The following is a 19,913-nucleotide window of genomic DNA, read 5'->3' as shown; positions in this document are numbered from 1 at the left end:
ATGACGACCGTCATCTGTCCTTATTGCTTCGCCCGCGGCCAGTCCGGCCGCCTCCGCTACCGCTGCCTGATGTCCCCCTCCGGCATCCGCGGCGGCACCAAGTGCGACCCCGAACGGGACGACGTCTGGGCCCAGTTCAAAGGCTCCTCCGTCCCCCCGCAGGCCCGCATGCGCGGCCCCGTCTTCGACCCGCCGCGTGCCTTCCGTGTCGGCGGCAAGCGCGCCGCCTGCCCGGGCTGCGGCGTCGCCACCCCCGTACGGGTCTGCCGGCAGTGCCACAGCGACCTGCCCAGCGACTACTGCGACCAGGACAGCCGCATCATCGCCCTGGTGGGCGCCAAGGCCACCGGGAAGAGCACGTATGTCGCCGTGCTCGTCAACGAACTCAGACACCGCGTCGGCGGCGCCTACCGGGCCTCGCTGGCCGCGATGGGAAGCGACACCCAGCGCCGCGACCGGGACATGGCCGCCGAACTCTACGAACGCCTCCAGCTCCCCGAAGCCACCCGGCCCGCCGCCCTGGGCTTCAACGACCCGCTGCTGTACCGGCTGAGCCTGCCCCACCGGGGCCGGTTCGGCGAAGGCAGCCGGCACACCGCCCTCGTCTTCTTCGACGCCGCCGGAGAGGACCTGCGCAACGCCGAGGCCATGGACCGCTACACCGCCTACCTCGCCGCCGCCGACGGCATCATCCTGCTGGTCGACCCCCTGCAGATGGCACCGGTCAGGGAAGAGCTGGGCGGCACCGGCGGGCCGCCCCTGCCGTCGGTCGAGACCGCGCCCCAGCAGATCGCCGCCGACGTGGCCGCCCAGCTGCGCGGCCACGGCCGCGCCGGCTCCCGCGGCCGCCTCTCCACCCCCATCGCCGTGGCGCTCACCAAAACGGACACGCTGCGCCCGCTGCTCTCCCCCCACTCCCCGCTGCACCACAACGCCCCGCACCACGGCGGCGCCCTGGACGAGGCCGAGCGCCCCGTCGTCCACGAAGAGGTGCGGTCGCTGCTGGAGGGCTGGGACGGCGGGGCGCTGTGCCGGCAACTCGACAGCGACTTCTCCGACGTCGCCCTGTTCGGCCTCTCCGCGCTCGGCGCCCCGCCCCCGGCCGACGCCCCCGCCGACGCCCCCAGATCGGGCCCCCAGCCGACCCGCGTGGAAGACCCCCTGCTGTGGCTGCTGGCCCGCCGCGGTCTGCTGCCCGTACGCAAGGCGAAGAAGGGAGCCGCGTGAACCTGCCGCAGCTGCACTACACCTCCGCCGCCCCCGGCCCGGACGGCTCCGGCTTCCGCTTCACCGCCGTCAGCGCCGATCTCCCCGCCGCGCTGCTGGGGGAGATCGAGCAACTGGTGGGCTACGAACCCCCGCGCGACGCCCCCGGCCGCCCGACCCACGACGAACTCGCCGCCTTCCCCGTCGCGTTCAGCCACAACACGCTCTCCGACGGCAGCCGGCTGCTGTGCCGGGCCGTCTACACCGGCACCGACTACAGCGGCCGCTACGGAAACTTCCACGCCCACGCCGTGCGCCTGCCCGAGGACGGCGCCCTGCCCGGCGGCCTGCTGCCCATCGAGGCCTGGGAGTCACCGTCGTGGACCGACCGCACCCCCGGACAACGCACCCCCGGCCCGCTCACCACCCTGACCCCCGCCCGGCGGATCGACCGCGCCGGCCTCATCCGCTTCTGCCGCGCCCGCGCCGACCGGCTCGCCCCCTTCCTCGCGGACGTACGAACCCTCCAGCACACCCCCGACGCCCCCCAACTCCTCGTCGTCGAACGCGACAGCGCCGACACCGCCCACTGGATCGCCCTGGCCAGCGCCGTCCTGCCCCGCGACCGGGCCGACCGGCTCACCTTCACCACCTACACCCGCCGGCCCCAGCTCGCCCGCCAGCAGATCGTCGGCACCCTGCCCGACGCCGACTTCGATCTCGCCGGGGCCGCCGCCGACCACCGCTACCGCGTCCACGACTGCGCCGGCGGCAACTCCAGCCCCGCCCGCCGGGAGCCGGACCCCTGGGCGGCCGTCGCCGCCCGAGTCTGGCTGGCCGACCGGCCGGGGCTCTTCGCCGAGGCGGCCCGTCCCGGCGGCGACACCGGCTCGGACGCCGGGCGGCTGGCCGTCCTCGCGGCCCGCGCGGGCATCGCCCTCGACGCCGCGGGGCGGACCGCCGCGGCCCGTGCGGCCCGCGCGCACCCCGCACCCGAGGACCCCTGCCGGCCGGTACTGCTGACCACCCTCGCCGCCGGGGGAACGGACCGCACCCCCGAGGAATGGACGGCACTCGCCGGGCTCACCGAGGAATTCTCCCGGCTGGCCGACGACCCGGCCACCGCCCCCCTCAAAAGCGACCTGCACACCGCGCTCGACCGCGCGGCGGCCGACACCGAAGGCCCCCTCGGCCCGCTCCTCGCCCTGCTCGGCCTCGCCGACGCGCTCCGCGTGGACCACGCCACCACCCTGCCCGCGCTCACCGAACGCCTCACCACCACCCTGCTGGACGGCACCACCGAGGACCGCCGGACCGTGCACACCGCCCTCACTCCGCACACCGCCCTCACCACCACCGTCCTCGACGCCCTCGACGAACACGCCGCCACCGGCGACCCGGGCCGCGTCGCCCACGCCCTCACCGAACTGCCCGACGCGGACCTCACCGGCCACCCCCACCTGCGGCTGACCCGCGAATTCGGCGTGCTCACCGCCGACGGCCGGACGAGCCCCGACCGGCCGGCCCTGCTCGACGCGCTCATGAAGGCCGCCGGCCCCGAGCACCAGGGCGAACCGTCCGTCCTGCGCGCCGCCTTCCACCTCGTCCAGGGCGACCGCCCCCTGCGCCCCGTGGAAGCGGGAATCCTGCTCGCCAAGCTCCCCGCCGCCTGGCACCGCGCGGCGGGCCTCGACGACGCCTTCGTCCGGGCCGCCCTGGACAGCGCCCCCGACGACCGGGAGGCACCCGACCTCGCCAAGGCCCTGCTCGTCCACTGCGCGACCCGCCTCACCCCCCGGCAGCGGGCCGCGCTGCTCCTCCTCGAACTGGCCGGCGAGCTGACCACCGGCGAGGCACCTCCGGGGTTCACCGAACGGGCCCTGTCCGTCCGCCCCCAGGCCGCCCCCCTCGAAAAGGGCATCGACCAACGCCTCGGCACGGCCCTCGCCGAACGGCTGCTCGCCGAGCGGCCACCCCCCGGCGAACTACGGGCCCTCATCCACTCCGGCGACGAGACCCTGCTGCGCGCCTACGCCGAGCGGGCCCGCGGCGACGCCGTCGGCGGCAAGCTGCGCCGCTCCCCGCAGTACGCGGCCGCCTGCTTCGTCGCCTGGCACACCGGCTCCGGGACCGGCCCGCTGTGGGAGCGCACCCGCACCGAACTGCTGGCCTCCGTACTGAAACCCGTGGTACGCCGGATGCCCGCCGAAGACGTCGACGCCCTCCTGTACAGCCTGCGGCGGCGAGGCGGCGGCTGGGCCGAGGCGTTCGAGGACTGGCACCGGCCCGGTGTGCTCGGCCGGCTCGGCGGCCGCTGGCGCGGCCGCGGCGGCCGGGCGCCCGGCCCCGCCTACGGGCCGGGAGACATCGAACCTCCGGAGGAGGAGCACGGCCGATGAACTTCTTACTGACCGGGCCGCTCCAACTGTGCGTCCTCGTCGTCTTCCTCCGCACGGCACCGGAATTCCTGTGGCGGGCCCTGGCCGCGACCGGCCGCGGTCTGGGGCCGTGGCGGCCCGGCGCCGCGGACCCGCGCGTCGAACGGCCCGGCACCGCGGGCGAACCGGCCTACTTCTCGTACTGGTTCCGGCAGGTGTGGAAGGACGGCGCCTCCGCCGCGCGCGGCGGCGCCCACGCCGCCGAACACGCCCTGCGCAAGGAGTGGTTCGGGCGGATCACGGCCAATCTGCTGCGCGGCCGCCGCCCGTCCGGACCCCGGGGGGTGAACGGCTTCACCCGCTGCGTCCTGTGGCTGACCGGTGTGGGCGTCGGCGTGGGCGCGACCCTGGCCGCCGTCTGCGCCGCCGCGCTGTTCGCGGTCGTCCTGCTGACGTTCGCGCTGCTGATCGCCGTGGTGTGCGCGGCCCTCGCCGCGACCGCCCTCGCCGTACGGGCCGTGGAGCGGGCCGGGCTGCTCGCCCGCGGTGTCCGCATGAAGTGCCCCTACCCCGGCTGCTACCGGCCGATCGCCCTGCCGGTCTACCACTGCCCGGACTGCGGCGCCGCGCACCGGCACCTGCGGCCGGGCCGCTTCGGGGCGCTGTGGCGGATCTGCGCGTGCGGCCACAAGCTCGCCACCAGCCTCCCGGCCGGCCGCGACGCGCTGGCCGGGCACTGCCCGCACTGCGACGAGCGGCTGCCCCGGAAGCTGGCGTCCGCGCGGATCGTCCACGTGCCGATCGTCGGCGGCACGTCGTCGGGCAAGACGATGCTGCTGGCGGCCATGGTCGCCGGGCTGCGCTCGTGGGACCGGCGCGGCTCGCTGAAGGTCGAGTTCGCCACCCTCGAGGACGCCCGGGAACTCGACGCCCTCGACCGGCAGCTGGACGGCGACGGCTGGGCCCGCGCCACCACCGCACGCCAGCCACGGGCCTTCATGATGCGGATCTCCCACGGACGCCGGCGCCGGCTGCTGTATCTGTACGACCCGATGGGCGAGACCCTGCGGGACGCCAAGACGGTCCGCGAACAGCAGTACCTCGCGCACGCCACCGGGGTCGTCATGGTGGTGGACGCGCTGGCCGAACCCGGTGTGCGCACCCGGCTGGGCGGCGAGGACGCGCCCCGGGCGGTCGCCGCCCGCCCCTCCCCGGAAGGGCCCACCGCCACCTACGACCGGCTGGCGGGGGAGATGGAGGCACTGACCGGCCGGCGCCGGCGCACCCCCGTCGCCACGGTGGTCACCAAGCGGGACGTCCTCGACCGGCTGGTCTCCCTGCCCGTACCCGGCCCGCGCATCGACTCCTGGCTGGAGAGCGTCGGCCTGGGCAATCTGGTGCGCGGCCTCGACCACAGCTTCGGCCGTACCCGCTACTGGGCGGTCAGCGCCCACGCCGCCACGGGGGAGGACGCCCAGAGCGGCGAACAGCGCCGGGCCGCCGAGCCGGTCCTCTGGCTGCTGTCACAAACGGGACTTCCCGTACGGAAGTTGCTCACCGCCGAGGTCGCCGATGCCCCTGGGGCGGGAAAACGCTGACGCGTCCCCCGGACCCGGTTAGGGTCGAAGCCGTCCCCGAACGACGAGGGAGACCACCCGAGGTGACACCCACCACCACCCGGACATCCACCGGGGTACCCGCCCACATGGCACGGCAACGCCGCGTCGTCCTTGGCCTGTTCGTCGCCGCGGCCGCGCTCGTGGGTGGCGCGGCCGTGGCCATCGTCCTGCTCATGCTGAACGGAGGGTGATGTCGACGTGAGCGACATTCCCGGAGGCCCGATGGAGAACCGCCCGGTTCACTTCATCTGGATACTCGACTGCTCGTACTCCATGTCCGGGGAGAAGATCGGGCAGCTCAACTACGCGATCCGGGAGGCGATCCCGGAGATGCGGTCGGTGGCACACGACAACCCGTCGGCGCAACTGCTGGTGCGGGTCATGACCTTCTCCTCCACGGCGCGGTGGCACACGCCCGACCCGGTCTCCATCGACGACTTCACCTGGCAGGACGTCCAGGTCGACGGTGGCACCAACCTGGGCGCGGCGCTCAGCCTCGCCGCCCGCGAACTGGAGACGCCGCCCATGCCGCAGCGGGCGCTCAAGCCCGTGCTGGCCCTGGTCTCCGACGGCCAGCCCCTCGACGAATGGCGGACCGGCCTCAAGGCCATCGACGCGACACCCTGGGGCAAGAAGGCCGTACGCGTGGCCATCGCCATCGGCCAGGATGCCGACCGGGACGTCCTGCGGGAATTCCTCGCCAACCCCGAGCTGCCCGTCCTCGACGCCAACAGCCCCAAGCAACTCGCGGCGGCCATCCGCTGGGCCTCCACCGCGGCCGTGAAGGCGGCCTCCCAGCCCGTCGCCGGTGGTCTGACCAAAGCGCCCGGACCCGCGTACGCGCCGCCCACGCTCGACGACGACGATGACGACGCCGTGTGGTGACCATGCCGCACTGGGAAATCCTGCGGGGCAGCGAACCGGGCCCCGCCAAGGCCCGCAACCAGGACTGGTGCGAAGCCGACGACCGGTCCGAGGACGTCCTCGTCCTCGCCGTCGCCGACGGGCACGGCTCGGCCGCCTACACCCGCAGCCACCTCGGCGCGCGGTTCGCCGTCGACGTCTTCACCCGGTGCGGCCGGGCGTTCGCCGAGCGCGCCCGGATGCCGGAGGACCTCCGCCGGCTGCGCCACGCGGCCGGCCACTGGCTGCCCCGGGAGATCGTGCGCGCCTGGCAGGAAGAGGTCCGCCGGCACCTGCGCGACCACCCCCTGGACGACGGCACCGACGACGGCGCGGCCTTCCGCCCGTACGGCACGACGCTGCTGGGCGCCGTCCTCGTGCCCGGCCTCTTCGCCGCCTGGCAGCTCGGGGACGGCGACCTCATGGTGGTCGAGGCCGACGGCTCGATCGGCGCGCCGCTCGCCCCGGCCGAGCCGGAACTCGGGGACGAGACGGAGTCGCTCTGCGCCCCCCGGGCGTGGGAGCTGATGCGGGTGCACTGGGCCCCCGTCACGGATCCCGACCGGATGCCGCGCTGCGTCTCGCTGTCCACGGACGGGCTGTCGAAGAGCTTCGCCGCGCAGGAGGGGTTCGTCCAATTCGTCCGCGAACTCAACGAACGGCTGGAGACCGTGGGGGCCGACGGGGTCCGCGCGGCCCTGCCGGGCTGGCTCGCCCACGCCGGGGGGTACTCGGGCGACGACACCACCGTGGTCGCCGCCTGGCGACGGCCCACGGACGGCGGGGGCGAGGGCGGGGGCGACGGCGAGGACCCGCGGGAGCGGCTCCGCCGGGAACCGCCGCCCCCACCGCCGCCGGCACCGGAGACGGCTCCCGCACCGCACCCTCACGAAACGGAGAACTGATGTCCGGCATGCTCGACAACGGCACCCGGCTCACCATCGACGACGGCGGCGAAGCCGTGGTGACCGGGATGCTGGGCGCCGGCGGCCAGGGCGAGGTCTACCGCGTCTCGACCGATCAGGGCGAGAAGGCACTCAAGTGGTACTACCCGGCTTGCGCCACGGCGGAACAGCGCAAGATCGTCACGGAACTCGTCGGCCGGGACTTCGACGACGACCGCTTCCTGTGGCCCCAGGCGTTCGTGACCGGCCGGGGCGACGCCTTCGGCTACCTCATGGACGTACGCCCCGACCGCTTCCAGGGCCTGCCCGCCCTCTTCCGCCGTCGGCTGCGCACCACCCCCCGGGCCCTCGTCACCGCCGGGCTGCACATGGTCGAGGCGTACCAGGCCCTGCACTCCCGGGGCATCGCCTACCGCGACATCTCCTGGGGCAACATCTTCTTCGACCCGGCCACCGGCGACGTCCTGGTCTGCGACAACGACAACGCGGTGGTCGAGGGCGAGGCCAGCGGCATCTCCGGCACCATGGAGTTCATGGCCCCCGAACTCGTTCGCGGCGACAGCGGGGCCATTCCCGGCACCCAGACGGACCTGCACTCCCTGTCCGTCCTGCTCTTCATGCTGCTGATGAACCACCACCCGCTCAAGGGCAAGGCGGAGCTGGCCATCCGCTGCCTGGACGAGGCGGCCGAACGCAAGCTCTACGGCAAGAGCCCGCTGTTCATCTTCGACCCCGACGACAGCCGCAACGCCCCCGACCCCACCGAGCAGGGCACCGTCCTCGCCACCTGGGCCGTCGTGCCCCCGGCCCTGCGCAAGCTCTTCGTCCAGAACTTCACCGAGGGCCTGCGGGACGCCTCCCGGCGGGTCCGCGAGTCCCAGTGGCGGGACGCCCTCAGCCAGGTGCGCGACACGATCGTCGTCTGCGCGTCCTGCGGCCGCCAGAACATGACCGAGCCCCGCTCGGCCACCGCCCGCCCCTGCTGGTCCTGCGGCCGGACGCTCCTGCTGCCGCCCCGGCTGGTCATCACCACGCCACCACCACGCACCGAACGGCACGTCCGCCTCGGGCACGCCGCCCGGCTCCACGCCCACCATGTGCGGGCCGAGCCGGCCCGGCACGACTACACCGACGCCACGCTGGTGGCCGAACTGGTCGAACACCCCAAAAAACCGGGGAAGTTCGGCTTGGCGAACCGCTCGGACGCGGCGTGGACCGCACGCCGCTCCGACGGCACCTCCCAGACGGTCGCCCCCGGCCAGACCCTTCCGCTGCGCTCCGGCCTCACGGTTTCCCTCGCGGGGGCGGAGGCCGTCGTCCGGGCCGACTAGACGGTGCCGGCACCACCGCTGCGCGGCGGCGGGTGTCCTCAATCGCCGGACGGGCTCTTGTGCTTTGTCCTCAATCGCCGGACGGGCTTGATTCAAGCCCGTCCGGCGATTGAGGACGCGCCCGCAGGGCGCTCGCCGCCGCAGGCGGCAAGACGGCCCGCAGGCGCAGAGCCGCCGGCCAGGCGAGAGGCGGCAACGACGGACGGTAGCCGAAGAACCGCTCTCACATGCCCAGCGCGCGCCCCAGCTCCTGCGCCAGGGCCAAGGAACCCGTTCCGGCCGCCGCCCCCGTGGAGATCAGCTCCAGCCACCGCCGCAGCCGCCCCCGGTCGGCGGGCCGGCCCTCCTCGTCCGCCCGTACCAGCTCGCCCCGCAGCAGCTCCGCCTCACCGGCCAGCGCCGGGTTGTCGGCGCGCAGCTGCCGTACCAGCTCGCCCGCCAGCCGCAGGGCGTCGGCGGGCGACTGGCCGTAGTGCACCTCGATCTTCCCGTTGTCCCCGTAGTTGCCCGGCCCCGAGACGCCGCCGTGGAAGTTGTACGTACTCATCGGTTCCCTCCGAGTGATCGCCTGAGTGAGCGCGCCGACTGGGCGTCAGCGCGCTCAGGGGTGCGCGCCGCCCTGCTGCTGCCCCGCCCCCTGTTGCTGCCCGTACGCGTTGATCTGGCCGTTGTTGCCGAAATTGCTCGGGCCCGTGATGTCACCCGAGATGTTGTACGTCTGCGTGGTGATGACCTGCTGGGCACGGTCGAAGTCGCCGGTGTCGACGTTGTGGTCACGCAGGAAACGCTCCGTGGCGATCAACACCCCCTGCTGAAGCCGCTGGAAGATGTCCTGCGCGTCCGTACGCTCCGAGTGACCCATGGCGTCCCAGTCCGAGGCCCGCTCCCGCAGACTGTTCAACGCCCCGTAGTCGTAGGCGGCGTGATACTTGGTGATCTGCCGGCGCACCTTCTCCAGCGCCCGTTCGTGCTGGTGGCGGTCCGCCCGCCGGCGTCGTGCCCGGCCGGGGGCGCCCCACAGGGCACGCAGCGGATTGGACGACGGCAGCCGCACGACGGCCCACCACTGCTCGAAACCGCCCAGCGGCAGATACGCCACCGTGTGGAACCGGGGCGCCGTCGGGGCCAGTACATACGCGGCCACCTCCCACGACAGCCGTGGGTCCAGCAGCCGTGCCCGCAGATGCATCGACACCACCACGTTGCCGCCCTCGCCCACCATCTCCAGGCTCAGATACGCGCGCATCCCCGCCCCGGACCGCATCACGGCGGACTGCACCAACGCCGGCGGAATGCGGGGGAGGGGGCGCTTGAGGGGATCGGGCAGCAGATCCGCCCCGAGATGCGGAACGTTCAACCCCCGTATGTAGAGCCGGTTCTGGGCGCGCAGCCCCTCCAGACCGACGATGTTCGCCATCTCCTTCGCCACATAGGTGTGGAGACTGACGGCGTCGAACGGCTTGATGGTCAGTTTCCCGCCCGTCGGCGAATCGGCCGGACGCCCCACGTCGATCGGCGCCCACACCACCTCTTTGATCTTCCGGCCGCTGCCGACGAAGGGATTGGCGGACTCGGCCTCCGTGTCGTACGGCACGACGTTGGCCCGGCGCAGCGCCTTGAGGTAGTCCTCCGTCTCCCGGGGCGCGGGCGGTGCCAGCTTCTGTGGTTCGACGGTGCCCCGGTACACCTCCAACGCGGCGCGCCGCGCCTGGAGGGCGGCCCGGCAGGCCACCACCCACGCGGTCACCAGGACCGCGAGCAGGGCGAGGAGGAACCCGCCGACGGCCGTTGTGGAGCCTTCGCCCAGCGAGACGACCGTCCCGACGACGCAGACCACCGCCCCGGCCAGCAGCAGCGACAGCGTGCGGTCCCGGGCCACGGCCCGCCCGCGCGCCGCCAGCGCGTGCCGTACGAGGGCGACGAGATTGACGCCCAGCGGCAGCCCCACGGCCTTGAGCCGGTCCGCCGTGAACTCGAACAGCACCTCGTCGGTGAAGTCCTCGTCGAGGTGGGTCGTGGCGCACATCCGCCGCGTCACCGCGTCCACGCGGTACTGCGGTAACGGCGGCAACTGCCGTACTGACATGTGTCGTACCCCCACTTCGCACCCTCGCGTCGGGCGGCTTTCACCCTAGGGCAACACGCTGCTCCCCGGCGTAGACATTCATCGAGGAACCGCGGAGGAAGCCGACCAGGGTCATACCGGTCTCCGCCGCCAGGTCCACGGCCAGCGAGGACGGCGCCGACACGGCGGCGAGGACGGGGATGCCGGCCATGACCGCCTTCTGGACCAGTTCGAAGGAGGCCCGGCCGGAGACGAGGAGGACCGCGCCGGAGAGCGGCAGCAGCCCCTGCTGGAGCGCGCGGCCGACGAGCTTGTCGACCGCGTTGTGCCGGCCCACGTCCTCGCGCACGTCCAGGAGTTCACCGTCGGGGGAGAAGAGCGCCGCGGCGTGCAGCCCGCCGGTGCGGTCGAAGACCCGCTGCGCCTCCCGCAACCGGTCGGGGAGGACGGCGAGCAGGGAGGGCTCGAGAAGGATCGGTTTTGGCCCGTCCGCGACGGGCCAGCGGGCGGTGGTCCGTACGGCGTCCAGGCTCGCCTTGCCGCACAGGCCGCAGGAGGACGTGGTGTAGACGTTCCGTTCCAGGTTGATGTCCGGTACGGGCACACCGGGCGCGAGCCGCACGTCGACGACGTTGTAGGTATTGGCACCGTCCTGGGTGGCACCCGCGCAGTAGACGATGTTCGCCAGCTCCTCCGCGCTGCCGAGAACGCCCTCGCTGACCAGGAAGCCCGCGGCGAGCGCGAAGTCGTCGCCGGGGGTGCGCATGGTGATCGCGAGCGGCTTGCCGTTCAGGCGGATCTCCAGCGGTTCCTCGGCCACGAGGGTGTCGGGCCGGGTACTGACGGCCCCCTCGCGAATGCGGATGACGCGGCGTCGTTCGGTGACCCGTCCCATGTCGATCAGTCCCGGTGCTGGTGGCGGCGTTTGGTCGGCTCATTGTCCCCGGTGGGGACGGCGTCACCGAGCGCCGGGCGGATCCGCCTCCCTGCCCGTCCGGCGTTCGAGGACACGCCCACAGGGCGCTCACCGCCGAAGGCGGCAAGGACGGCCCACCCGCCGCGCACCGGTGGTACACCCCCGAGATCCGCCGGACAGGCGGACGTGACGTGGGCCTCATCCGCCCCGAGCCCCCGGCGGCCGGCCCGCCACATGGCTACCGTTCGGTAATACGCAACGGAACGTCCGTGGAACGGCACGACGCGTCACTTCCCCGCCCCGCACTCCCCCTGCCCCCGCGAGGGGAGTCCGTGCACCGAGAGCGGAGACACCGATGGCAGTCACCCCCGGCACCCCTTCCGGCACTTCCGCCGGAACCTCCTCCAGCGCCCTCGCGCTCAAGCCCGGCACCGAATGGGCCACCGCCTGGCAGCGCTGTCTGGCACTCGCCCCGGAAGCGTTCCGCGGCGAACGCGTCCTGAACCTGTGGAACGGCACCTGGCGGGCGGACGGCCGCCCGCTCCCCGCCACGACCCCGGTCGACGGCAGTCCCATCGCCGGTCCGCCCCGCCTGGACGGGGACACCGCCCGGCACGCCGTTCGGGCCTCCCTCGACCAGCACCGCGTCTGGCGCGAGGTCCCGCTCGCCGGGCGCAAGGCCCGGGTGACCGCGACCCTCGACGCGCTCACCGAGCACCGCGACCTCCTCGCCCTCCTCCTCGTCTGGGAGATCGGCAAGCCGTGGCGGCTGGCCCGGGCGGACGTGGACCGGGCCATCGACGGTGTCCGCTGGTACGTCGACGGTATCGACACCATGGCCGCCGGCCGGGTGCCGCTGCCCGGCCCGGTCAGCAACATCGCCAGCTGGAACTACCCGATGAGCGTCCTCGTCCACGCCATGCTCGTCCAAGCCCTCGCGGGCAACGCGGTCATCGCCAAGACGCCGACGGACGGCGGGCTGGCCTGTCTGACCCTCGCCTGCGCCCTCGCGGCCCGCGAGGGACTGCCGGTGACCTTGGTCAGCGGCAGCGGCGCCGAGTTGTCGGAGGCGCTGGTGCGCTCACCGGAGATCGGCTGTGTCTCGTTCGTGGGCGGCCGGGACACCGGCGCGCGGGTCGCCACGGCGGTCGCGGACCTGGGCAAGCGCCACATCCTGGAGCAGGAGGGCCTCAACACCTGGGGCATCTGGAACTTCACCGGCTGGGACGCGCTCGCCCCGCAGATCCGCAAGACCTTCGACTACGCCAAGCAGCGCTGCACCGCGTACCCGCGGTTCGTGGTCCAGCGGCCGGCGTTCGCGGACTTCCTCGCGGTGTACCTCCCGGCGGTGAGGTCCGTCACCTGCGGGCATCCGCTGGCGGTCGCCGACCCCGGGGACGAACCGCCGGAGCTGGACTTCGGTCCCCTCATCAACGCCGCGAAGGCCAAGGAACTGACCGATCAGGTGGCGGAGGCCATCGACCGGGGCGCGATACCGCTGCACCGGGGCGACCTGGCCGACGGCCGCTTCCTGCCGGGCCAGGACCTGTCCGCCTATGTGGCGCCCGTCTCCCTCCTCAGCCCGCCCCCGGCCTCGCCCCTGCACCACGCCGAGCCGTTCGGCCCGGTCGACACGATCGTCCTGGTGGACACCGAGGCCGAACTCCTCGCCGCCATGAACGCCAGCAACGGCGCCCTCGTCGCCTCCCTGTCGACGGACGACCAGGCGGTGTACGAGCGGCTGGCCCCGCAGATCCGTGCCTTCAAGGTCGGCCGCGGCAAACCCCGCTCGCGCGGCGACCGCGACGAGCTGTTCGGCGGCTTCGGTGCCTCGTGGCGCGGGGCCTTCGTGGGCGGGGAACTGCTGGTCCGGGCGGTGACGGACGGCCCGCGCACGGCGCCGGAACGGCTGCCGGGCAACTTCCCGGAGTACCACTTGATGCCGCCGCGGTAGGGGGCCCGGGCGGGGGCGCACCGCCCTGGGCGCCGGCCGGGGACCCGGTCGGCGCCCAGGGCGGGCGGCAGAATGACCGTCTGTGCCCATAAAGCAACCTTATGTACCCGCGTGAATACCCAGGTGAAGGGCACTCCAAAACCTTGGTATTGTTGTCCATGTCGCCGCGGGGAACACCTGCGGGACGACACCCGGTCCGGGTGGCGGAATGGCAGACGCGCTAGCTTGAGGTGCTAGTGCCCTTTATCGGGCGTGGGGGTTCAAGTCCCCCCTCGGACACCAGAGGAAACCCCAGCTTTCGCTGGGGTTTTTCTGTGTTTGGGAGGCGGTGTGGCCCGAGGTGTGTCCGAGGGCCGGCCGGCGACCCAGACATTGCCGTTCGACCGGACGCGGGACCCAAGACCCCGCCCCGGCAGCAGCCGCCGCGCTGCGCTCCCAGAGATCCCCGAGGCATGAACGTTTCCCTCACTGACCGCATCACCGACGACCAGCCCACCGGTCCGACGCGTGGCCGCCCCACCAGGGTGGCCGTGCTGGTCACCGCGCTGCTCACGGCCTGCATCGCCTTCCAGCTCAACGCGAGCATGCTCAGCCCCGCGCTGAAGAGCATCGAGGACAGCCTCGGTGCCGACTCCGCGGAGATCGGGCTGACGCAGACGGCCTTCTTCACCTCGGCCGCCCTGTTCTCGCTCTTCCTGCCGCGCCTCGGCGACGTCATCGGACGCCGGAAGGTCCTGGCCGGAATGCTGGTGCTCATGGCGGTCGGCTGTGTGATCGCCGCGCTGGCCACGAGCGTGCCCATGCTCTTCGTCGGCCGTGTCGTCCAGGGCGTCTCCGGCCCGACCGTCCCGCTCTGCTTGATCATGCTGCGGGTCGAGATCACCGACCCGAAGCGGTACGGCACCCTGCTGGGCGTGATCACCGCGGTCAACGGCGGCATCGCCGGTGTCGACTCCCTGGCGGGCGGCTTCCTCGCCGACAACCACGGCTTCGAGGCGGTCTTCTGGTCGATGGCCGTCGTGGCGGTCCTCGCCACTGTCCTCGTGGCCACGCTGACCCCCGAGTCCAAGGTGCCCGCCGCGACCCGGATGGACTGGCCGGGCGTCGCCCTGCTCGTCGTGTCCGTCGGCGCACTGCTCATCGCCCTGAACGAGGCCGGCAAGCTCGGCGCCGCGGACTGGATGCTGGTCGGTGGCCTCGTCGCCGTCTCCGCCGTCGCCTTCGCCCTGTTCTGGCGGACCGAGGGCCGCACCAGCCACCCGCTGGTCGCCACCGGTCATCTGCGCCGACGCGCCACCTGGGCGACCCTGCTGACCACGGTGCTCACCATGACGGGTGTGTTCGCCGTCATGAACGGGCTGATCCCGGCGTTCGCCCAGGACGCCGAGGCCGGCCTCGGCATGACCGCCGAACAGTCCGCGTGGTGGACGCTCACGCCCTACGCCCTCGCGGGCCTGGCCATGGGCCCGATCGCCGGCCGCCTCGCCGCCACCTTCGGCTACGGCCGCATCCTGCGCCTGGGCCTCGTCGGCGCCGCGGCCTCGGTGGTCCTGATGATCCTCACCATCCCCGCCCACTCGCGCGTCATGCTGCTCGTGGCCTCGCTCCTCGTGGGCATCACCTACGCGGGCGTGGCGAACATCGTCCTCAACGGCCTCGGCATCGTGCACTCCCCGGCCGACAACCCGGGCTTCCTGCCGGGCCTCAACGCGGGCGCCTTCAACCTCGGCGCGGGCCTCAGCTTCGCGCTGCTGTACGCGGTCAAGACGGCGACCGCACCGACGGACGCGGCCTCGTCCACGGGCTACACCTCCGGCATGATCGCGGGCGTCGCCATTCTGGGCGCCGCGCTCGCGGCGTCGTTCCTGATCCCGAAGCCGGCGTCGGCGGAGGCGCGCGACTGAGCGTTGTGGCGGGGCCGCCCCGGGGGACCGGGCTCCCCGGGGCGGCCCCCTGCTGACCTGCTGAAAGGCACTCCGAAACCTTGGTATTGTTGGCCGTGCCGCTGCGGGGGAACACCTCGCGGAGACACCTGGTCCGGGTGGCGGAATGGCAGACGCGCTAGCTTGAGGTGCTAGTGCCCTTTATCGGGCGTGGGGGTTCAAGTCCCCCCTCGGACACCAGTTAGATCAGACAAAACCCCTGCTCAGCGGGGGTTTTCCTGTTTTCCCGGACTGGCTCAGCGGTCAGCGTGACCCAGTAGCGTGACCAGTACGTTCTTAAACTTTCCGCGACCGGCGGCGTGACCAGGCCGGACAGGGATCCAGTGTCAGGCTGCCAGCGCTGGCAGGCTGCTCGGTCCGTTCGGAACGCGCCCCGCAAGGCCGACCCCGGGGGAGGCCGCAGGGAATCCTGATCGCGAAGGACTCGCCGCGGTCGCGAAAGAAGATTGACGCGGCCGTGGCCGCCATTTTGGCGTTCGAAGCGCGAGCCGACGCAATCGCTGATGGGCGCATGCGGCTGCAACGCCGCCGTGTTGTCGGCTTCTGATTTCCAGAGACCGGGCCGACCGGGCGTCACCGGCCCTGGTCGACCTGCGCACGCTGACCCGTGCTGCCGTACACCCGTGGTTACTCGGGTGATCGTCGGACCGACGTGAGGTCAGTGATATCGGAGGGGGCTGCACGCCCGCAAGTAACCCACGCCCGCACACGGCGTGAAGTCGCACAGGTTTGAAAGTCCGTACAGCCCCCATCACGCCCGTCCTCTTGCCCTCGGATAGGTTCACACCGGGCCAGAGGAGTTACTCACGCGACTACTCCCACCGCTGGTACTTGTTGCTGTCGCCCTCGTCAGGGTTGGTGTAAACCGAGCCGTTGTAGTTACTGTCAAGAACGCGGTTCGTCGCGACGTTGGTGAGCCGCCATCCAGTGGATCTGTCGTCTTCTATCCACTGCTGATTCTTGTTATAGCGGTCGCAAGGGCCCAAGTACACGGAGCCCCTGCTGTTACTGTCGAGGCACTTGGAGGGGTAACCCTTGAAATGGAAAAGATAGAAGTTTTCCCGCAGGTTCTCTTCCCACCACTGAGAGTAGTCGTAGCAAGCGGCGGCGAACACGGTGTCCTTCTGGATTTCTTTTGCCTGCACACACCTCAGGGTCTGTACATTTCGCCAGTTGACGGCTTTGTCATCTTTGCCAGCGTATGCTTCGCCCGTCATGGTGCCTGTTGCGAGCGCCGATATGGCGGTGATGGCCAAGACGTTGGCCACTGTCCTTTTCTTCACGCGATGCCCTTCCTTGGAATGCCCGCACGACTTCGGAGTGCTGTCCGTACGCGCCGGGCCTATGCAGGGTGAGGTTCGCGGCTGAGAACTGCCCAGCGGGTGTTCTGGCTCTCTCCGCCGCGCTGGACACAGCACACCATCGGTACAGCAGACGGAGCTAGAGGGTCTGAGTTTCCTTCTGTCATAGGAAACGGGCAATCACCTGCAAACTGCACCTTTCTCCGCCCTGTCGCGGCGAGACGGGCTCAAGGTGCGGCCAGGGTTTGCGTGTGCGGGCGAATTCCGCACTTTGGTGCTGACTGGGCATCAGCACCGGGTGCAGACTCTCCCCGACATTTTCCGCTATGCGGATTACTATGATGGTGAGCATCAGTGGCTCGCCTTCTCGCAGGCCCGGTTCAAGATCGGGCCCGCCGGGGGTGCCTCCTTTCGATCTGGCGAGGCTGGGAAAAGAGGATCCCGTGGCGCCTTCAGACGCCTTTGGCTGGGGCTGCGTCGGGGCCTGCGGGGTCCCCGCGACGCCAACGGGTGGGCGATCCGCCAACTCTGTGGTGCCCTCAATCACATTTCACCGCGGGTACCCGCGGAAGGGTTGTGCAGTGCGCTGTCAGCGGTAGCCCGTGGGCGGAGCTGCGATCGGCCCCCACGGGGGCAGCTAAGGGCGCATCTCGCGTTGCGCTCGTTAATCGTCGGCTGCACTGTCGGCAGATTGCGACCCGCGCTGGCGCACGTAGGACCCGCGCTCCGCCACCGTCTCGATGGGTGTGCGAGAGAGGCCGGGAACTGGGGCCCGGCGGTGTTCAACCGGCGGGGCCGGAGCCGATGGCGATCACATTGCGGATGTCCGCGGTCACGGCGTCTTCTCCGGGGCGATCTCGGCGATCAGGCCCTCGATCAGAACCTTGATCTGGTCGCGGATCGGGCGGACGGCTTCGACGCCCTGGCCCGCCGGGTCCTCGAGCTTCCAGTCCAGGTACTTCTTGCCGGGGAAGACCGGGCAGACGTCGCCGCAGCCCATGGTGATGCACACGTCCGACGCCTGGACGGCGTCGACGGTCAGGACCTTGGGGGTCTCGTCGGCGATGTCGATGCCGAGCTCGCGCATGGCCTCGACGACGGCGGGATTGACGCTGTCGGCGGGGGCGGAGCCGGCGGAGCGGACCTCGACGCGGTCGCCCGCCAGGTGGGTCAGCCACGCGGCGGCCATCTGGGACCGGCCGGCGTTGTGGACACAGACGAAGAGAACGGAGGGCTTCTCGGACATCAGGGTCTCTCTTGTCTCACAGAGGGAAAGGAAACATGACATCAGCATCCACTGGTGTCAGTCACCGCTGATGTGAAAGTATCAGTCCATGATGACGTCAGTCGACGCTGATCTGATCCGGGTTCTCGGAGACCCGCTCAGGCTGAAGATCGTGACCCTGCTCGCCCACGAGACCCTGTGCACCACGCACCTGGTCGAGGAGACGGGTGCCAGGCAGACCAACCTCTCCAACCACTTGAAGGTGCTGCGCGAGGCCGGGGTCGTGGAGACCGAGCCGTGCGGCCGGTTCACCTACTACAAGCTCAAGCCCGAGGTCATCGAAGCCCTGGCCGGACAGTTCACCGCGCTGGCCGAGCGGGCCCGCAGTGCCGCCGACCGGAAGAGGTCCTGCCCGTGACCCGCACCGAAGCCCCCGTGACCGTGGAGGAGACCTCGGTCGTTGCGAAGCTGTCCACGCTGGACCGTTTCCTCGCCGTGTGGATCCTCGTCGCCATGGGCCTCGGCCTCGGTCTGGGACGCCTGGTCCCCGGCCTGAACGGCGCCCTGGCCAAGGTCGAGATCGGTGGCATCTCCCTCCCGATCGCCGTCGGCCTGCTGATCATGATGTACCCGGTCCTGGCGAAGGTCCGCTACGACAAACTCGACGCCGTCACCGGCGACCGCAAGCTGATGATCTCCTCGCTGGTCATCAACTGGGTCCTCGGGCCCGCGGTGATGTTCGCACTGGCCTGGATCTTCCTGCCGGACCTGCCCGAGTACCGCACCGGCCTGATCATCGTCGGCCTCGCCCGCTGCATCGCCATGGTCATCATCTGGAACGACCTCGCCTGCGGCGACCGCGAGGCCGCCGCCGTCCTGGTCGCTCTGAACTCGGTCTTCCAGGTCATCGCCTTCGGTCTGCTGGGCTGGCTCTACCTCGACCTTCTGCCCGGCTGGCTCGGCCTCGGCGACGGCGAGCACCTGGACATCTCCATGTGGAAGATCGCCCTGAACGTGGTCATCTTCCTTGGTGTCCCGCTGCTGGCCGGGTTCCTCACCCGCCGGATCGGTGAGAAGAAGATGGGCCGCGAGGGTTACGAGCGGAAGTTCCTGCCGAAGATCGGCCCGTTCGCGTTGTACGGGCTGCTGTTCACGATCGTGATCCTCTTCGCCCTCCAGGGAAAGACGATCACCTCCCAGCCCGGCGACGTCGCCCGGATCGCGCTGCCGCTGCTGGCGTACTTCGCGATCATGTGGTTCGGCACCTTCGCCCTCGGCAAGGCCATCGGCCTGGCCTACGACCGCACCGCCACCCTCGCCTTCACCGCCGCGGGCAACAACTTCGAGCTGGCCATCGCGGTGGCCATCGCCACCTTCGGCGTCACCTCCGGCCAGGCCCTCTCCGGCGTCGTCGGCCCTCTCATCGAGGTCCCCGTCCTCGTCGCCCTGGTCTACGTCTCCCTCGCCTGGCGGCGGAAGTTCCGCTCGGCTCAGTCGGCGGTAGGCGCCGGGTGAATGGTGTGGACTGCCGTGACCGGGACTGGACCGTCCCGGCACCGACTGCGAGCAGCGGTACGACCTCGTCGGCCGCACCGCCCGCGAAGCGGCCCGCCACATCGCCACGCGGCTCAGCTGACCTTGGGACTGCGGCGCTCGATCAGCAGCACGTCCCGCCACACACCGTGGTGGCGGGCGATGCGCTCGCGGGTACCTATCACGCGGAAACCCGCCCGCTCATGGACCGCCCGGCTCGCGATGTTCTCCGGGAAGACACCGGACTGGACCGTCCAGATCCCCGCTGCCTCGGTCGAGGAGATCAGTGCGTCCAGCAGCAGGCGGGCGATGCCCCGGCCGCGGGCGGCGGGGTGGACGTAGACGGAGTGCTCGACCACACCGGCATACGCGCACCGGTCGGAGACCTTCGATGCCGCGACCCAGCCCAGCACCCGCCCGTCGGCGGTATCGACGGCGACGAAGCGGTGTCCGGGCAGCTTCCCGGCATCGAACACCTCCCAGGTGGGTGCGGTGGTCTCGAAGGTGGCGTTGCCTTCGTCAATGCCGGCCTGGTAGATCGCCAGCACCTGGCCGGCGTGCGCGGGCGTCAGCGGGGCGATGACGGCGCGGGCCGTCCCGGTCTCGGTGGACACGATGGTGCACAGCTCCTGTT

Annotated in this window: 17 protein-coding genes and 2 tRNA genes; 13 read left to right on the top strand and 6 right to left on the bottom strand. The window is 71.6% G+C overall.

Annotated elements, in window-relative coordinates; translation table 11 throughout:
* The 7 genes from ACZ6MA_RS09590 to ACZ6MA_RS09560 all read left to right on the top strand — a co-directional run bounded on the left by ACZ6MA_RS09590 (position 1) and on the right by ACZ6MA_RS09560 (position 8,342).
* A complete protein-coding gene (locus tag ACZ6MA_RS09590; protein WP_469432437.1) occupies positions 1–1,227 on the top strand; it encodes a TRAFAC clade GTPase domain-containing protein in 1,227 nt (408 codons plus the stop codon).
* Positions 1,224–3,605 (top strand): GTPase-associated protein 1-related protein, encoded by a 2,382-nt coding sequence (locus tag ACZ6MA_RS09585; protein WP_469432435.1) that lies wholly within the window; start codon positions 1,224–1,226, stop codon positions 3,603–3,605. The genes ACZ6MA_RS09590 and ACZ6MA_RS09585 overlap by 4 nt, the downstream gene beginning before the upstream one ends.
* Entirely contained in the window at positions 3,602–5,182 is a 1,581-nt protein-coding gene (locus ACZ6MA_RS09580) for a TRAFAC clade GTPase domain-containing protein (RefSeq protein ID WP_469432433.1), read from the top strand. Before ACZ6MA_RS09585 ends, ACZ6MA_RS09580 begins: the two co-directional genes overlap by 4 nt.
* Positions 5,183–5,244: 62 nt before the next feature.
* Positions 5,245–5,394 (top strand): hypothetical protein, encoded by a 150-nt coding sequence (locus tag ACZ6MA_RS09575; protein ID WP_469432431.1) that lies wholly within the window; start codon positions 5,245–5,247, stop codon positions 5,392–5,394.
* Between the two features lie 31 nt (positions 5,395–5,425).
* Positions 5,426–6,088, top strand: a complete 663-nt coding sequence (locus ACZ6MA_RS09570) for a vWA domain-containing protein (protein ID WP_469433122.1) — start codon at positions 5,426–5,428, stop codon at positions 6,086–6,088.
* A 2-nt stretch (positions 6,089–6,090) separates the two neighbouring features.
* Positions 6,091–7,011, top strand: coding sequence for a PP2C family serine/threonine-protein phosphatase (locus tag ACZ6MA_RS09565; RefSeq protein WP_469432429.1), 921 nt, complete (start codon positions 6,091–6,093; stop codon positions 7,009–7,011).
* Positions 7,011–8,342, top strand: a complete 1,332-nt coding sequence (locus ACZ6MA_RS09560) for a protein kinase domain-containing protein (RefSeq protein ID WP_469432427.1) — start codon at positions 7,011–7,013, stop codon at positions 8,340–8,342. The genes ACZ6MA_RS09565 and ACZ6MA_RS09560 overlap by 1 nt, the downstream gene beginning before the upstream one ends.
* Positions 8,343–8,565: 223 nt before the next feature.
* Here ACZ6MA_RS09560 and ACZ6MA_RS09555 read toward each other — a convergent pair whose 3' ends face one another.
* The 3 genes from ACZ6MA_RS09555 to fdhD are packed head-to-tail and all read right to left on the bottom strand — an operon-like array spanning position 8,566 to position 11,302.
* The gene (locus ACZ6MA_RS09555; protein ID WP_469432426.1) at positions 8,566–8,889 is read right to left on the bottom strand and encodes a hypothetical protein; all 324 of its coding nucleotides are present in this window, start codon (positions 8,887–8,889) and stop codon (positions 8,566–8,568) included.
* Between the two features lie 54 nt (positions 8,890–8,943).
* Positions 8,944–10,428 (bottom strand): hypothetical protein, encoded by a 1,485-nt coding sequence (locus ACZ6MA_RS09550; RefSeq protein ID WP_469432424.1) that lies wholly within the window; start codon positions 10,426–10,428, stop codon positions 8,944–8,946.
* Positions 10,429–10,468: 40 nt separating this feature from the next.
* A complete protein-coding gene (gene fdhD / locus ACZ6MA_RS09545; RefSeq protein WP_469432423.1) occupies positions 10,469–11,302 on the bottom strand; it encodes a formate dehydrogenase accessory sulfurtransferase FdhD in 834 nt (277 codons plus the stop codon).
* A gap of 376 nt (positions 11,303–11,678) precedes the next feature.
* On the opposite strand from fdhD, the gene ACZ6MA_RS09540 reads away from it, so the two are divergent.
* From ACZ6MA_RS09540 to ACZ6MA_RS09525, 4 genes are all read left to right on the top strand, one after another.
* The gene (locus ACZ6MA_RS09540; protein ID WP_469432421.1) at positions 11,679–13,277 is read left to right on the top strand and encodes an aldehyde dehydrogenase family protein; all 1,599 of its coding nucleotides are present in this window, start codon (positions 11,679–11,681) and stop codon (positions 13,275–13,277) included.
* 194 nt (positions 13,278–13,471) lie between these two features.
* Positions 13,472–13,559: transfer RNA gene (locus tag ACZ6MA_RS09535), tRNA-Leu, on the top strand.
* A gap of 170 nt (positions 13,560–13,729) precedes the next feature.
* A complete protein-coding gene (gene uriT / locus ACZ6MA_RS09530) occupies positions 13,730–15,181 on the top strand; it encodes a uridine transporter UriT (protein WP_469432420.1) in 1,452 nt (483 codons plus the stop codon).
* Between the two features lie 131 nt (positions 15,182–15,312).
* Positions 15,313–15,400: transfer RNA gene (locus ACZ6MA_RS09525), tRNA-Leu, on the top strand.
* Between the two features lie 632 nt (positions 15,401–16,032).
* Here ACZ6MA_RS09525 and ACZ6MA_RS09520 read toward each other — a convergent pair.
* Both ACZ6MA_RS09520 and ACZ6MA_RS09515 read right to left on the bottom strand, forming a co-directional pair.
* Positions 16,033–16,503 (bottom strand): RICIN domain-containing protein, encoded by a 471-nt coding sequence (locus ACZ6MA_RS09520; RefSeq protein WP_469432419.1) that lies wholly within the window; start codon positions 16,501–16,503, stop codon positions 16,033–16,035.
* 850 nt (positions 16,504–17,353) lie between these two features.
* Entirely contained in the window at positions 17,354–17,767 is a 414-nt protein-coding gene (locus tag ACZ6MA_RS09515; RefSeq protein ID WP_469432417.1) for an arsenate reductase ArsC, read from the bottom strand.
* A gap of 88 nt (positions 17,768–17,855) precedes the next feature.
* Between ACZ6MA_RS09515 and ACZ6MA_RS09510 the strand changes: the two genes are divergently transcribed.
* Together ACZ6MA_RS09510 and arsB are read left to right on the top strand one after the other, a co-directional pair.
* Positions 17,856–18,164 carry an ArsR/SmtB family transcription factor gene (locus ACZ6MA_RS09510; protein ID WP_469432416.1) on the top strand — a complete coding sequence of 103 codons (309 nt, stop codon included), beginning with the start codon at positions 17,856–17,858 and terminating at the stop codon, positions 18,162–18,164.
* On the top strand, positions 18,161–19,261 hold the full coding sequence (arsB, locus tag ACZ6MA_RS09505; RefSeq protein ID WP_469432414.1) for an ACR3 family arsenite efflux transporter: 1,101 nt from the start codon (positions 18,161–18,163) through the stop codon (positions 19,259–19,261). Before ACZ6MA_RS09510 ends, arsB begins: the two co-directional genes overlap by 4 nt.
* A 113-nt stretch (positions 19,262–19,374) precedes the next feature.
* Here the strand turns inward: arsB and ACZ6MA_RS09500 are convergent, their stop codons facing one another.
* Positions 19,375–19,893: a GNAT family N-acetyltransferase gene (locus tag ACZ6MA_RS09500; RefSeq protein ID WP_469432413.1), complete on the bottom strand. Its 519-nt coding sequence runs from the start codon at positions 19,891–19,893 to the stop codon at positions 19,375–19,377.
* Positions 19,894–19,913 lie beyond the last annotated feature (20 nt).

The organism is Streptomyces sp. NPDC042259 (assembly GCF_055582085.1).
This window is presented reverse-complemented; position numbering and strand designations above follow the sequence as displayed.